At 56.5% G+C, this 14017-nt stretch carries 9 protein-coding genes; 2 read left to right on the forward strand and 7 right to left on the reverse strand.

The genetic code is table 11. From position 1 onward, the window contains the following. Positions 1-78: 78 nt before the first annotated feature. Together AC3DKS_RS00830 and AC3DKS_RS00835 are read right to left on the reverse strand one after the other, a co-directional pair. Positions 79-1836, reverse strand: a complete 1758-nt coding sequence (locus AC3DKS_RS00830; protein WP_272607147.1) for a RagB/SusD family nutrient uptake outer membrane protein — start codon at positions 1834-1836, stop codon at positions 79-81. A gap of 58 nt (positions 1837-1894) precedes the next feature. Continuing rightward, complete coding sequence (locus tag AC3DKS_RS00835) at positions 1895-5212, reverse strand: SusC/RagA family TonB-linked outer membrane protein (protein ID WP_272607148.1); 3318 nt, start codon at positions 5210-5212, stop codon at positions 1895-1897. 321 nt (positions 5213-5533) lie between these two features. Here AC3DKS_RS00835 and AC3DKS_RS00840 point away from each other — a divergent pair, with 321 nt between their 5' ends. After that, complete coding sequence (locus AC3DKS_RS00840; protein WP_041327163.1) at positions 5534-6370, forward strand: sugar phosphate isomerase/epimerase family protein; 837 nt, start codon at positions 5534-5536, stop codon at positions 6368-6370. Here the strand turns inward: AC3DKS_RS00840 and AC3DKS_RS00845 are convergent. Together AC3DKS_RS00845 and AC3DKS_RS00850 are read right to left on the reverse strand one after the other, a co-directional pair. After that, entirely contained in the window at positions 6367-8094 is a 1728-nt protein-coding gene (locus AC3DKS_RS00845; protein WP_272607149.1) for a sulfatase-like hydrolase/transferase, read from the reverse strand. The two genes, AC3DKS_RS00840 and AC3DKS_RS00845, sit on opposite strands and share 4 nt — an antisense overlap. Before the next feature lie 55 nt (positions 8095-8149). Further along, complete coding sequence (locus tag AC3DKS_RS00850) at positions 8150-9241, reverse strand: glycoside hydrolase family 130 protein (protein WP_015754600.1); 1092 nt, start codon at positions 9239-9241, stop codon at positions 8150-8152. 161 nt (positions 9242-9402) lie between these two features. Here AC3DKS_RS00850 and AC3DKS_RS00855 point away from each other — a divergent pair, with 161 nt between their 5' ends. Then, entirely contained in the window at positions 9403-10272 is an 870-nt protein-coding gene (locus AC3DKS_RS00855) for a M15 family metallopeptidase (RefSeq protein ID WP_272607150.1), read from the forward strand. On the opposite strand, the gene AC3DKS_RS00860 is transcribed toward AC3DKS_RS00855, so the two are convergent. The 3 genes from AC3DKS_RS00860 to AC3DKS_RS00870 all read right to left on the reverse strand — a co-directional run bounded on the left by AC3DKS_RS00860 (position 10273) and on the right by AC3DKS_RS00870 (position 14011). Further along, on the reverse strand, positions 10273-11640 hold the full coding sequence (locus AC3DKS_RS00860; RefSeq protein WP_272607151.1) for a Gfo/Idh/MocA family protein: 1368 nt from the start codon (positions 11638-11640) through the stop codon (positions 10273-10275). It lies immediately after the preceding gene. A gap of 87 nt (positions 11641-11727) precedes the next feature. After that, on the reverse strand, positions 11728-12837 hold the full coding sequence (locus AC3DKS_RS00865) for a class I SAM-dependent methyltransferase (RefSeq protein ID WP_272607152.1): 1110 nt from the start codon (positions 12835-12837) through the stop codon (positions 11728-11730). Between the two features lie 73 nt (positions 12838-12910). Next, the gene (locus AC3DKS_RS00870) at positions 12911-14011 is read right to left on the reverse strand and encodes an AI-2E family transporter (RefSeq protein ID WP_272607153.1); all 1101 of its coding nucleotides are present in this window, start codon (positions 14009-14011) and stop codon (positions 12911-12913) included. Positions 14012-14017 lie beyond the last annotated feature (6 nt).

The raw sequence follows: 14017 nt of genomic DNA on the forward strand, positions 1-14017 counted from the left end.
GAATTCGCCGGAAGGGACAAGAAAAAGGCCGCTCAAAAAGCGGCCTTTAATCATTCATTAATTATTGTTAGCAGGTCATTACCAACCGGGGTTCTGTGTAAGAACATCGGCACCCTGCAGGTCGATCTGACCTTGCGGGATGGGCTGGTATTCGTGCTTGCCGGCCTGGAAACTGGCACCACCAAACTTGGTGACCAGATATTGGCCTTCGTAGTTGAAATAACGATTCAGCTCCTGATCGGCAATGCCCCAGCGTACCAGGTCAAAGAAGCGGTGTCCTTCGCCTGAGAGTTCCAGCTTGCGCTCAAACCGGACGATATCCCGGGCAACATCCTGGCTGGAGAAATCGGCAGCGGAGTATTCGCTGATTACATAGTTGGCGGCATTGGCATTCGGATCGTCGTACTCCTTCACCCAGTATTGGGAATTGGCTGCACGAGCGCGTACCTGGTTCACCAGGGCGCGAGCGGCTTCAAGGTTTCCGAGTTCCACCTCAGCTTCAGCAGCCATCAGCAGGACGTCGGCGTAACGGATGATCGTGTAGTTCATCAGGGCGTATCCCCGTGTCCAGGAGCTGGCATCTGTCAGGCTCCCTTCCTGGGAACGATAATAGATGTACTTCTTGGGGGAATACGGCCCGGCGTACGGAAAGCTCCGGATCCATGCAGATCCAGGGTGTTCAATCCAATCCAGGTAGGGAATGCCCTTCCGTCCGATGGACCAGTCGATCCGCGGGTCCAGGGGGCCGGAATCTTCTACGAAGGTTCCTTCGTCCTGTCCGTCAGTAAAGACATGCTTGTAAATATTGGCCACTTCATTGGCGGGGTCGCTGAAGGAGTAGTCCAACAGGGGCTTTCCTTCATTGGTCACCCGGAAGTGGTTTGCCAGGTCGATACTCGGCTGGAAGAACCCGCAGCAGTTACCCGGACCGTCAGGGCCGGTGTTGTACGGGTAGTTCAGGTCGTCGAAGTAATTCGCATTCTGGGTACTACCGGTATTGTTGGCAGATTCCACATCGAATACCGCCTCGGCGTGGTTATCGAACTCGGCATTGAAAATCTGCTGGTAGTCGTCCAGCAACGCGTACTTCTCGCCTGTCGGGGTGGTCCCGTTGGCGATCACATCGTCAAACCAGGATTTGGCAGCGGCAAATTTCCCCTGGTAGAGGAGTGCCTTGCCCATCAGGGCCGCTGCAGCCCACTTGTTGACGCGCCCTGCGGAAGTAGTTCCCGGCAGGTTGTCGTAAGCGTATTGCAGGTCGGCTTCGATAAATGCCCAGGCATCCCCGTTGTTGGGAACCAGGGGCACTTCAGCGGCCGGTACCGTTTCATCAAATACCGGGATGTTGTTGAAGTGCTTTTTCAGGTCAAAGTAATAGTGGGCGCGCAGCATCCGGGCTTCTCCGGTAATCCGGGCAAAGTCCGCTGCAGAAAGCTGGTCCTGGATCGCGGTTGCGGTGCGCACCACGTTGTTGGTCCGGCTAACGCCTTCAAATCGACCTCTCCAGAGGTTGTTCAGGTCTCCCTGTGTCGCGTCGTGGTCGAAGCGCTGTACCGGGTTGATGGATGAATAATCCCCGGCATCCGTCCCCTTGTTGGCGTCCCCGCCGAGGATGGAACCGGTAACCCAGTGGTTCGGCCCTTCGAAACGGTTGCCAAATACTCCGTTCAGTGCCGCGTAGGCCCCGATCAGGAGGCCTTCAACCCCGTCCTTGGTCTGTAGCTGGGCATCCCCCAGCGAGTTCGCTGGCGCGACTTCCAGGAATTCATCACTACAGGCGCCGACCGTTAAAAGGCCTGCTGCCAGTAGCGAAGCAATAATTCTGTTTGTCTTCATAACTTTTTTTCCAAATATATTTAAAATATTTCTATTCATCTTCCTCATTCTTATAGAATTACAGTCCTATGTTCAGATTAAACAGGTAAGATGGCGTTACCGGGTAGTTACCTACGTCGATACCGAAAGTGGTATCGGCATCCCCACCAACCACCGGGTCGAGCCCGCTGTACTTGGTGATGGTCCAAACGTTGTTGGCGGATACCCCGAACTCAAGCCTTTTCAGGCCCAGGGAGTTCAGTACTTCGTCGTCGAAGCTGTACATCAGGGCAATGCGCTGCAGGCGGATGTAATCCCCGTCTTCCACATACCAGCTGTTAGCGGCACCGCTCGTAGACAGGTTGGAAGCGCTTTCCCAGATAGGTGCAGCGGCGTTGTTACCCAGTTCAGGTGTCCAGGAATTCAGTGCAGCTACCCCTTTGGCTGAACCTTCGAAGGTGCCGAAGAAATCCCGGAACCACTTGCTCATGTTGAAGATTTCCACACCGGAAACCCAGTTCCAGAATGTGTCCAGGGACAGTTGCTTATACCGCAGGTTGATCACGGCCCCACCGCTGTATTCTGGTACAGGATCGCCCAGATACGTCCGGTCGTCCGGCGTAATTACGCCGTCCCCGTTGATATCTGCATAACGGAAGCGACCGACGCCGGCACCGTCCTGGGTAGGGGCGGCATCCACTTCGGCCTGGGAGTTAAAGTATCCGGTTACCTGGTATCCGAAATACGAGGAGAGCGGACGTCCCACCTGGTTACGCGTCGGGAAGATCCCCCGGTAACCCGGGCCATCGAGGAACTCGATGCCCTCGGCAAAACGGACTACTTCGTTTTTCAGGAAGGAATTGTTCAGGGTAACGGTAAAGTACAGGTCTTCGGTGAGGTTGCCCCGTCCGATGATCTGGAAGTCTACCCCCTGGTTCAGCATAGCCCCAACGTTACGCGAGGGAGCCGCTGCATAGGCGCCGGTAACTGCAGGCAGCGGTACCTGGAAGAGCAGGTCTTCCGTATCCTTCTTCCACCAGTCGAGGATAATATCCACGTGGTTGTTCAGGATGGTGGCATCGAAGCCGACGTTAATCGTGGTAGAGGTTTCCCATTTTGCATCGGGGTTTCCGATACGGGAGGTGGCAAATCCTTCGTTGGCTCCACTGTTCTGACCGTCAATCGGATAAATGGTGTTTCCGATATCCAGGGCTGCCAGGGAGTACTGGTTGGCCGGGTTTACGTTGTTGGAGTTACCCATTTGTCCCCATCCCCCGCGAATTTTCAGGTCCTGGAAGATGCTTTGGTTTTCCATAAACGGCTCGGCGATCACCCGCCATGCCCCGGATACCGCAGGGAAGGTACCGTAGCGGTTGTTTTCCCCGAATACGGAGGAACCATCCCGCCGGATTACCCCGGTAACGTAGTATTTCTCGTCAAAATTATAGTCCAGTTTTCCGAAAATGGAGCTGAAATTCACCCCTTTCCGGATAAAGCTCTGTACAACCGGGCTGGTAACCGTCTGCAGGTTTACATAGTCCAGGTCCGTTGAGAAGGGGTTGATACCCGATCCCTGGATCCGGCGTCCCCTGGCAGGTGTAACCGGTGTGCTGGCGCCTTCAATGGCCTCGATACCGGCCAGCACCTTCACGCGGTGCTTCCCGAAGAGTTGATCGTAATTAATGGTGTTGGTCCAGATCCACTGGAATCCATACTCCATTCCCTCGTTGAAGCTAAAGCTCGCCTGGGGCTCGGAATCCCCGAGGTAACGATAGTTGTAATCGCGGTTTGTAAAAGAGTTGTACTGGCCCCCGATGCTTGTGCGGAGGGTCAGTCCTTCAATCGGCGTAAGGGCGGCGTACAGGTTACCGAAAAGGTTTACGCTGAACGCGTCGTCATTGCCGCGGTCCTCGGCCAGCCGGCGTACCGGGTTCCGCGGGTTGTTGAACCCTGCCGCCCGGGTGGAGGCGTAGCTTCCGAATTCGTCGAATACCGGGATGATAGTCGGCATCCGGTAGGCGGAGAGGATCTCCGACTCGTCGTTGGCAATACCCAAACCGCCGTTTCCACCGGTTTGGCCGCGGACAGAGTTGTACGTGGCCTGGAAGTTCTCCCCGATCACCAACCAGGGCGTCAGGTCGAATTCCGAGTTAAAGCGGGCCGTGAAACGATCCTGCTCGTTTTCGAGCAGCACCCCGTCCAGGGATTGCATCCCAAGCCCGGCGTAGAAGCGTCCGTTCTCGTTACCCCCGCGGAACCCTACGCTGATACGCGTGGCGGGTGCCAGGCGGGTGATTTCCTTATACCAGTTAGTTCCCCGGAGATTCGGGCGGATCAAAAAGACATTTTCCGGATCGGCCTCGTAGTTAGCGCGAATCTGCGCCAGGTCGATGTCGCTTTCGCTCACCCCGTTCTGCCCGTCTGCGTGCAGATAATCGGGGAAGGTCGGCGTGGCGTTGGACCCGTACTGCGGGTGCGTATACTGAGGCGTGGTGCCTGTAGCAGCTGCGTTGTTCCGGTACGCGATATGCGTGTACTCGGCCATCTGCTGCGGGCTCAGCATTTCAGGGGAACCGGCCACGTTCGGATCGGTAACACCCGATTGGATATTGATGTTGATTTCCGTTTTCTGGTTCCTTCTACCGGGCTTGGTGGTATAGACGATTACCCCGTTGGCGGCACGCGCCCCGTAAATGGAGGCTGCAGCAGCATCCTTAAGTACGGTGGTGGTTTCGATATCGTCCGGGTTCAGGAAGGAGATGTCGTTGATCGGCACCCCGTCAACCACATAGAGCGGTTCGTTACCGCCGAATGCCCCGAATCCGCGAACACGGATCTGGCTGGCGGTACCCGGCTGACCGTTGGTTACAACTGTCACACCGGCAACCCGACCGGCGAGCTGCTGCTCGACGTTACCGGAAGGGATGGCTGCCAGTTCCTCGGCTTTAACGATGGAAACCGCTGCGGTGGTTTCCCGTTTGGTTTCCGTGGTATACCCCGTGACGATTACCTCGTCCAGGGCCTGTGAGTCTTCCGCCATGGTAACATTGACGGTGGAGCGACCGTTTACGGGCACGTTCTGCGTAACATATCCCAGGTAGCTTACCACGAGGACGTCATCCCCATCGGCTTCGATAGAGAAATTCCCGTCGAAATCCGTCTGGGTTCCGCGGGTGGTACCCTGCACCACAACGTTGGCTCCGGGTAGCGGGACTCCAAAGGAATCGACAATGGTACCCGATACGGTATTCTGTATAGGTACTTCTGCTTTCGTCGATGTTTTGGAATTGGCGCGCAATGACTGAATTCCTAAACATGAGAACATCAAAATGAACCCGAAGAAAACACCTACATACGAGTTGAGTTTCTTCGAATTCGAATCAGCGCTTCGAATCATAATGTTTAAGTTGTTAAGTTAGTTAAATGTTTGATTTACACTTGTTTAATTCGAACTTGAGCCGCAAACGTTTTCGCTAGAACGTTAAAATAACCCAAAAACAGTGTTAATATTACTAAAATTCGGCCGAACAAACCGGGGGGTCGGATGTTTTTTTATCAAAAAACTTCTAATATGTTAAAATATGGAATGATATATTGCGGATATGGAAAATGCCTATTTTCACGTAATAAGCCCTGAATTGGTACGAAATCGGGACCCGGAACCGGGCTGCGATGTACGCGAAAGCCAGGTGGGCGGTAAATATAAAACTCCAAAAAAATGAGACGATTTTACAAGTTATTGATACTAACCGGATTGTTATTTGTGTCCGGAGGCTTCCAGGCAGGTGCCCAGGAATTCGGACTGCAACTCTACAGCCTCAGAAACCAGTTCAGCCAGGATGTGGAAGGTTCCCTGGCCCAAATCCGCGATTGGGGAATAACTTATATAGAAGGCGGGGGAACTTACGGGATGCCGCAGGAGGAGTTTATGCAATTGCTGGACAAATACGATTTGAAGGTAACCAGCATCGGGGCTTCTTTTGAGGAATTGGAAAAGGACCCGGCCTCCCTGATTGAAAAGGCCCGCGCCTTTGGGGCATCTTATGTTATGTGTGCCTGGATCCCGCACCGGGGCGATGCATTCGGGTTGGAGGATACCGAAAAAGCGATAGCCGTATTCAATCGGGCAGGCCGCATCCTGGAGGAAGCCGGGCTGCAGCTGGCGTATCACGCACATGGCTACGAATTCCGGCCGCACGGCGACGGGACCCTGTTTGACCTGATGGCGGAGCAGGCCGAGTATTTTGATTTTGAAATGGATATATACTGGGTGAAGCACGGCGGGGCCGATCCGCTGGAGCTGCTCAACCGGTATCCGGACAAGTTTGTGCTGATGCACCTCAAAGACCTGGAAAAGGGCGTCACCGGAAACACCAGCGGGCACGAAGACGTGGAAACCAACGTGGTGTTGGGAACCGGGCAAATCGACGTGGCCGGGCTGGTGCGTCGGGGTGCCGAACTCGGGATTCAATATATGTTTATTGAGGATGAGTCGTCACAGGTACTCGAACAGGTGCCCAAAAGCCTGGAATTCCTGCGCGGGTTGAAGGACTAATCGATTTTCTCCAGGACGAGCCGCTGCACATCCCAGCGGGCCCTGTCCGGAAAGGGGCCGGCCCGGAGCCGGAGTGTATCCGTCCCCTGTCGCAATTCCAGCCTACCCAGGGGCAGCTTGCGAAAATCCCTGGCATAGGATTCAATGCGCGGGACGCGGTCTTGTTCCGCACCGTAGATCTCGCTGTCAAATGCGGACCGAATTTGCGTTCCGGTCATATCGCCCCCGGACGCTATCCGTACCGGCAGGCCGATGGCCGTTTCGGGGCAGGCGTAATAGCAGGAGATTTCATAGGTGCCGTCGGACAACACCTCCACGGGCCAGTACACCAGGCCCGCTTCATTCTCCCATCCGGTAATGTAGCTCGCGTTCGGGTACTTGTTGCTCCTCCGCAAAGGGGGTAGTACCGTGGCGTCTCGAGCCGGCAATACTGTTCGGCCTGCCCCGGGATACCCGACGGTGAAGGGGCGCTCCGGGAAATCCTTCGGGACCTCGGATGTCAGCCAGGCCGCTTTGGCTTCCACAAGGGAATCGTATGCCTGGGGGTGCTCCCCGGATACATCGGTGGTTTGCCCGGGGTCCCTGCGCATATCGAATAACCGGTTTTCGGCATCCAGGCGAAAATCCCGCGACCGCAGGCTCAAAGCACCATTCCAATAATTGTATAAATAACCATCCCTTTGAAAATTTGGTTTCCCGAGTACTGCGGCACTCAGGTCCTGCCCGTCCCAGGATGACCGGGTTTCCTGAATCCCGGACAACCCGACAAGCGTGGGGAGCAGGTCCACGCTACCGCCAAGGGAGCGGACCCGGAGCCCGGCGGGAATGCTTCCTGGCCAGCTTATCAGCAGGGGCGAGCGGACGCCTCCCTCGTCTGTACTGCCTTTCCGCCCCTTTATCCCCCCGTTCCAACGAAAACTATTGGGACCGTTGTCCGATAAAAAGACCACGATAGTTTCCCGCCGGGTACCGGACTTTTCCAGGAATTCCACGACCTGGCCGACATTCGCATCGATGTTTTCCACCATGGCGAGGGCCGCCCGGGTGAATAGCGTGTCCTCCAGTTGCGGTTCCCGGTGCCGCATCTCCAGCGGGCGGTTTTGCAAGGCATCCCAATAGGGGTCGGGAACCTGCATCGGGCTATGGGGCGTGTTGTAGGAGAGCACGGCCAGGAAGGGTCGCGGATCCGGGGCACCCATAAATTGGATGGCCCGGGCGGTAAGGTCGTCGGCCAGGTATCCCTCCCCCCGGACGAACTTTCCGTTATGCTCGAGCTCCGGGCTGAAATAATGGGCCCAGTGGCCGGAGGCAAATCCGTAAAATTCATCAAACCCGCGAAAGTTCGGGTGGTACGGGGGCTGCGAACCGTTGTGCCACTTGCCGAACAGGCCGGTCCTGTAACCCGCGTCACGAAAGACATCGCCCAGGGTGGGCACGCCCGGATCCATGCGTTCTCCACCGGCGGAAGTGCTGTAAACCCCTAGCGCGGCTGCATAGCGACCCGTCAGGATTTCGGCCCGGGTAGGCGAACAAACCGGCTGGACGTAGAACTGCTCAAAGCGCGCCCCGCTTATAGCCAGGGAGTCGAGATTCGGCGTGCGGATATTGGAATTGCCATTAATGCCCAGGTCGCCCCAACCCTGGTCATCGGTGAGGACTATAAGGATGTTCGGGGGAGGGGGGGGTTGGTTCGCTTTCCTCCGGGGCGCATCCCGACAGGGCAAGTATCAGGATGAAGCACCGGGCAGCCATTAATAGTGTATGCTCCACGGCTGTAAGTTACAATTTTTGGTCGCTGACGGCTACCCCGACCATTGAGTCTGCCGTGCCGTAATACAGCAGCCAGCGGCCTTTATAGCGCACAAGCCCTTCGATAAATGTCGTCCCTGCCTGGTATTGTCCGCTCACCTCGTGGGGGAGGCTGGGGCAGATAAAGGGCGTTTCCAGCCGCCTTAAAAACCGGGCCGGGTTCTCCCTGCTGAAGAGCGCCTGCCCCCCGCAATAACTGCCTTCCGGGGTTTCAGAACCGGCCCCTTCACCACTCAAATTTTTACCGTTATACAGTAGCAGGATGCCGGCATCTGTGTAAAGGGCCGGGGGGCCGGGTTCTGTCAGGTGGCTGTCAAAGCGGCCGGTGGTCGGTACAAACGGCTTGATCAGGTCGCCATTCCCATCGGTTAGCGGTGTCCAGTCCTTCCCGTCTTCTGACGTCGCCACATTGACAAAGAGTTCGCCCCAGTACATGTAGTATTGGCCGTCGATTTTTTTGGCAACCAACCGCCCGTCGCGGAGCTCGGTTACCACTGAACCCGATTTGCTCCAATGGTCCAGAAAGGCCCCGCCATGGGCTTCCTCGAAAACGGGCCCGTGTTTCTGCCAGTGGACCAGGTCCGGGGAGGTGGCGCTGGAGAGCCGGGCGACATCCCGGTTCCAGCTTGTGTAGAGCATCAGGTAGGTGCCGTCCTCGAGTTCAACTACCCGCGGGTCTTCCACGCCTCCGGGATAGTCCCATTGGGTATGCACCCCTGGCTGCGGGTAGAGCACGGGGTCCGGATAGCGCGTGAAATTCAACCCGTCCGTACTCCAGGCCAGGCCAATTCGCGAAGTGCGTTCCCCCAGCCGTGCCGTCGGATCGTCTTCGGCCCGAAACAGCAGAAATACCGTGTCGTTGCGGACAACCGCCCCGGGGTTGAATACATCGGCCTGCTGCCAGCGGACCTCGCGTTCCGCCATGGGGCAGAAAAAGCGGGCGGTGGAATCGGGCTCCAGAATGGGGTTTTTCTCAGGTTTCTCAAAACCGAGCAGCCAGGGCTCCTGGGCCGGAAGCACAGCGCAGGAGAGGCACATCAGGATGAAGGAAAGTTGTTTCATGGTGGTACTTGGCGCTATTTTTCAGATATTCGTGTTTATCGGAAGGGCGGCTTCCAGAATTAAAGATACAATCAAATTCCATTCGCACCAGACCCCGGCCGGGATTGCCTGTAAAATAGCATCGGGACCTGCGCATGCCGCAAAACCAAAATTAAACGACCATGAAGAGAACATACCACCTCCGCGTTGCAGGCCTGCTCCTGGCAGCGGGCCTTTTGGCAGGGATTTCCTGTGGCGAAACCACCCGTAGGGAGTCGGCTAACAAACCCGAAGCAGGCGAATCGCAGGCTTTGGAAGGCGAATCGCAGGCAATGGAAGGTGAATCGCAGGCCGGGGAGGGCGAAATTCAGGCCGCGGAAGGCGCAGGATCCCCGGAAACGGACGCAGCAGCCGGCGAGACCACATGGGCCGGCGGGGAGGCAACCGGAGTGGGGGAGCCGCAATCTGCCCCCAATCCGCCTTTCCTGGAGTCCCTGCCGGACACGACGTTTATCCGTCTGGCGGATTACAGCGATGCATTCGCCTACGACCTGCGCTATGCGACGGATAACAATTTCCTTGGGGAAGTAGTCTATCCGTGCGGGGAGTGCTATACCCGGGTCAAAACCGCCAGGGCCCTCCTGGCCGCAAATGCAGATTTTCGGAAGCAGGGCCTGCGCATCCGGTTTTTTGATTGCTACCGGCCCAATTCCGTGCAATACAAGATGTGGGAATTGGTGCCGAACCCGCAATACGTGGCCAACCCGGAAAAAGGGTCCATCCACAATAAAGGCGGGGCAGTGGACATCACTCTGGAAACCCTGGAAGGGGAGCCGTTGGAGATGGGGACGGACTTCGATTTTTTTGGCCCGAAGGCCCATCACGATCACACGAATTTGCCGGAGGCCGTGCTGGAAAACCGGAAAATACTCAAAGAAACCATGGAATCGCATGGTTTTTTGTCCATACGGACCGAATGGTGGCACTACAACCTACGGGCCGCCGTCAATGACCCCGTGGACAATTTCCAATGGCCGTGCCCGTCGTCCTGATCAGGTGCCGCTATACGGGTGTTCCCAGCCTTCCCGGTAAGCCCGCTTCAGCAATGCGCTCGCTTCGGGGTCGCCCGGGATGGTTTTGGCCGAAGGGTCGTATGTAAGTGGCCGTTCCAGCTTTTGGGACAGGTTGGCGATGATACAGCTCGCCGAGGAGATATGCCCTTCTTCAATATCCGAAAACGGCCGGGTGTTGCTCTCAATGGCCGCCAGGAAATTGATCATGTGCCGGCGGGTGGCCGGCACGGCATTCAGTTCAATATCGGCCTCATTGACGTCTTCCGGGAATTTCTCGCGTTCGTAAAGTACATCCCCGTGAATGGGTTCCCCGTCTCCCTGTGGGGTAAAGTCGTATTGCATCGTACTGCCCACGAGCGTGCCCTTTTCCCCGTATATCCGAAATGCCCACGGATACTCCGGGTCCGGGGGTGTGCCCCAGCTGCGGTGCTGCCAGTGGACATCGAAATCGTCGTATTCAAAGACCGCCGACTGGGTGTCCGTGATATTCGACTCCCCGCCGGTCTGGACAAAGATTCCGCCATGGGAGGTAATCCGGTTGGGCCACCGGAGGTCGAGCATCCAGCGGACCGTGTCGAGCATGTGCACGCACATATCCCCCATGATGCCGTTCCCGTATTCCATGAATGTACGCCACCACCTCTTGTGCGGCAGGCCGTCGTAGGCCCGCATCGGGGCGGGGCCCGTCCACAATTCGTAGTCGAAGAAATCCGGTACTTCCTGCACGGGCGGATCGCCGTTGGCGCGCATGTGGTAATAGCAACAGATTTCTACATGCCCGATCTTCCCGAGCATCCCGGTGTCGATGAATTTTTCCTTGGCATCCTGCAGGTGGGGGGTGCTCCTTCGCTGAGTGCCCACCTGTACGGTCTTGTTGTAATGGCGTGCAGCGGCCAGGATGGCCTCCCCTTCCAGGACGTCCACGCTGATGGGTTTTTGCAGGTAGACGTGGGCCCCCTGTTTCATCGCCTCGATGGCGGTCAGGGCATGCCAGTGGTCCGGGGTGCCGATCAGTACAATGTCGAGCTCCGTTTCGGCGAGCATTTTCCTGTAGTCGCTGAAAAGGCGGGGTTTGCCCATGGCGCCTGGCCGTTCCATGGTGAGGCGCGCGGCTTCTTCCAGCATCTTACGGTCCACGTCGCAGAGGGCCATCACTTCCACCGGGGCCACCTGCATCAGCCTCCAGAGGTCCATCTTGCCGTACCACCCGGTGCCTATCAGGCCCACTTTCCAGGGCTTATCCCGGTAGATCATGTCCATGCCATAGGTTCCCAGGCTGGAAAGGATGGCAACAGCGGTAGCGCCTTTCATGAATTTTCGGCGGTTGATGTAAAAGTGTGGTTCCATGGAGATCGGTTTGGTTTGTTTCAAGTTGATAGCGCCCGGTTTCGACCCGGGCTGGATTCTAAAGATATAAAATTGTCTCTTATGCAGCTATACAGCCTCGGCCGCCAGGACCCGTAACGCGTCGTCTGCCGCCCGGACAAAAAACAGGTAGGTGTTGCCGCCGCTTTTGATACGGTTGCGCTTGCGGATCCGGGCCACGTCCTCCGGGAAATTCCGGCTGTTTACATGCCCTTCGCGGTAGGGGAGCCTGCCGGGTTTGTACGGGTGGTTTTCCAGGATGCGAAAACGCCTGCCCGGATAGGGGATAAGCTTCTCCGAGGTGTAGAGGTGGGTATGTCGGTGGAGTTTCCCGAGACCGTACCGCGTGCCCGCCAGTTTAAAAGCCCCGGCTTTCAGCAGGGCGGCCCCGGGCTCATACAGGTATCGGGCCGGGAGGGCGAGCTGGCTGTCTGCGGATGCCTCCTCGTCCGGGTGGAAGCGGAAGGGCGGATGGCCGTCGGACAGGTCGCTGGCATGGATTCGGGGTCCGTCGGAAGCCGTACTTCGTATTACCCAGAGGAGCTCCTTCACCTCGTTTTTAACGGCTACCACGTGGATTTCCGCTACCTGCCGGAGAGCCTTCAGGCCCGCAGAAAGATCCAGCATGGGCGACGTTTTTACGAGCAGGTTATCCGAGACTCCCAACAGCAGGTCCAAATTCCCCGGAATGTCCGGGGCGTAATCCTCCAGGCGGATTACCCGGCCTTTCTTTGCATGCCGCCGGGAGGGGTCTGCGTAGATCCAGTCCGGTAGGCTGCTGCCCGGTTGGAGCCCCCGGAGGTAGTCCAGGCCGTCCCCGGGATGGACGCGGATATTCGTCGCGCCAAGCTGCCGGAAATTATGGGCGGCGATTTCCGCGAGCCCCGCGTTAATTTCAAAGTAATCCACCCGATCCGACTGCAGGGAAAAGAAGTAGGAATCCACCCCAAACCCCCCGGTGAGGTCCAGTAGCCAGTTGCCGGAAATGAGGCTGGCTTTGTAGCGGGCCGTCGCCTCCGAAGAGGCTTGCTCCAGGTTCAGTCCGGGCGGGTAGTAAATGGCGTTGGCCCGGTGCCAGGAGGGGAGCTTTTCCAGGGTCTTTTTCCGCCCTGCAACCTGTTGCGCCAACTCCTGTGGGGTGACCCCGTCAAAAGGGCTGGATTTTAAGGCAATTGACAAAATGTCAGCCTTTAAATTATTTTTAATAAAATACTGTACACCAGTATTTAGCAGGCGCTTATTCAAATTGTTACTATAAATTTTTAGTCAGGCTGCGAACCACCTTGTTTTCGGCCAGGAATTCCTTTAAAATCACCTTGATTGCCGTGTATCCCGGTACGGCTACGATCATCCCCATCACCCCGAATAAAAGCCCCGCTATGATGATGACCAGGAAAATTTCCAGGGGGTGGGAGCGGACGCTGTTTGAAAAGATTACGGGCTGTGAAAAGAAGTTGTCCACCAGTTGTCCGATGGTCAGGCCCAGGAATACCCACCCGACGTCCGGCAGGATCACTGAACTGAAATCCGAGCCCAGGTTGCTGGTCATCGTCAGGATGATCATGATTACCCCCCCGATAATTGGCCCTACATAGGGGATGATATTGAAGAGGGCGCAGAGGAATGCGATTACCACCGCGTCTTCGATACCCACCAGCAGCAAGACCACTGTGTAGATGACGAACAGGACAAAAATCTGGCCCAGCAACCCGACAAAATACCGGGATAACAGGCCTTTGATCTTCTCGAGGGATTGAAGCATCCTACCTTCCTTGTCGTCGGGTACCAGGGCCATCAGGCTATTTTGGAACAGCCGGCTGTCCTTGAGGAAAAAAAATGCGATGAACAGGACGGAAAACAGCCCGACGCTCAGGTTGCTCAGCAAGCCAACTATGGAATTCAGCATGTCCGGGATAAATCCGATATCCAGCCCTTCCAGCACGTTTTTTTCCAGGTCGGTTTTCTCGATGAGCGCATCGATTGAGGCCGGGGAAGCCCCGAAGTACTCCGTGATTTCCATATAGAGGGAATTCAGGTCCTTTTGCAGTTCTTCCATGTCGAGGAGGGAGAGGTTTCTGCCCTGTTCGGTGATGACGGGAATAAACAACGCAATGATCCCCGCGAGCAAACCGATCATCAGCAGGACCACCACGACTACTGCCAGCGTATTGGGAAATTTCAGACGCTGCCGGAAAAATAATACCGCCGGCCGGCCCATCAGGGCAACTACAGCTGCAATGAGTACATAGGCAATCACCGAGCGTATCAGGTAGAGGAAATAGGCCACCAAAACAATCGCGGCAAGGATGAAAACTGCCCTGAGAATCCCGTTGGCAATGGTTTTTGCGCGCATTTTCAG

The sequence above is a fragment of the Robiginitalea sp. genome (assembly GCF_982776155.1).

What these genes read in the sequence shown, in the direction of transcription:
- AC3DKS_RS00830 (WP_272607147.1), bottom strand. Translation starts at nt 1,836, where the DNA reads ATGAAGACAAACAGAATTATTGCTTCGCTACTGGCAGCAGGCCTTTTA.
- AC3DKS_RS00835 (WP_272607148.1), bottom strand. Translation starts at nt 5,212, where the DNA reads ATGATTCGAAGCGCTGATTCGAATTCGAAGAAACTCAACTCGTATGTA.
- AC3DKS_RS00840 (WP_041327163.1), top strand. Translation starts at nt 5,534, where the DNA reads ATGAGACGATTTTACAAGTTATTGATACTAACCGGATTGTTATTTGTG.
- AC3DKS_RS00850 (WP_015754600.1), bottom strand. Translation starts at nt 9,241, where the DNA reads ATGAAACAACTTTCCTTCATCCTGATGTGCCTCTCCTGCGCTGTGCTT.
- AC3DKS_RS00855 (WP_272607150.1), top strand. Translation starts at nt 9,403, where the DNA reads ATGAAGAGAACATACCACCTCCGCGTTGCAGGCCTGCTCCTGGCAGCG.
- AC3DKS_RS00860 (WP_272607151.1), bottom strand. Translation starts at nt 11,640, where the DNA reads ATGGAACCACACTTTTACATCAACCGCCGAAAATTCATGAAAGGCGCT.
- AC3DKS_RS00870 (WP_272607153.1), bottom strand. Translation starts at nt 14,011, where the DNA reads ATGCGCGCAAAAACCATTGCCAACGGGATTCTCAGGGCAGTTTTCATC.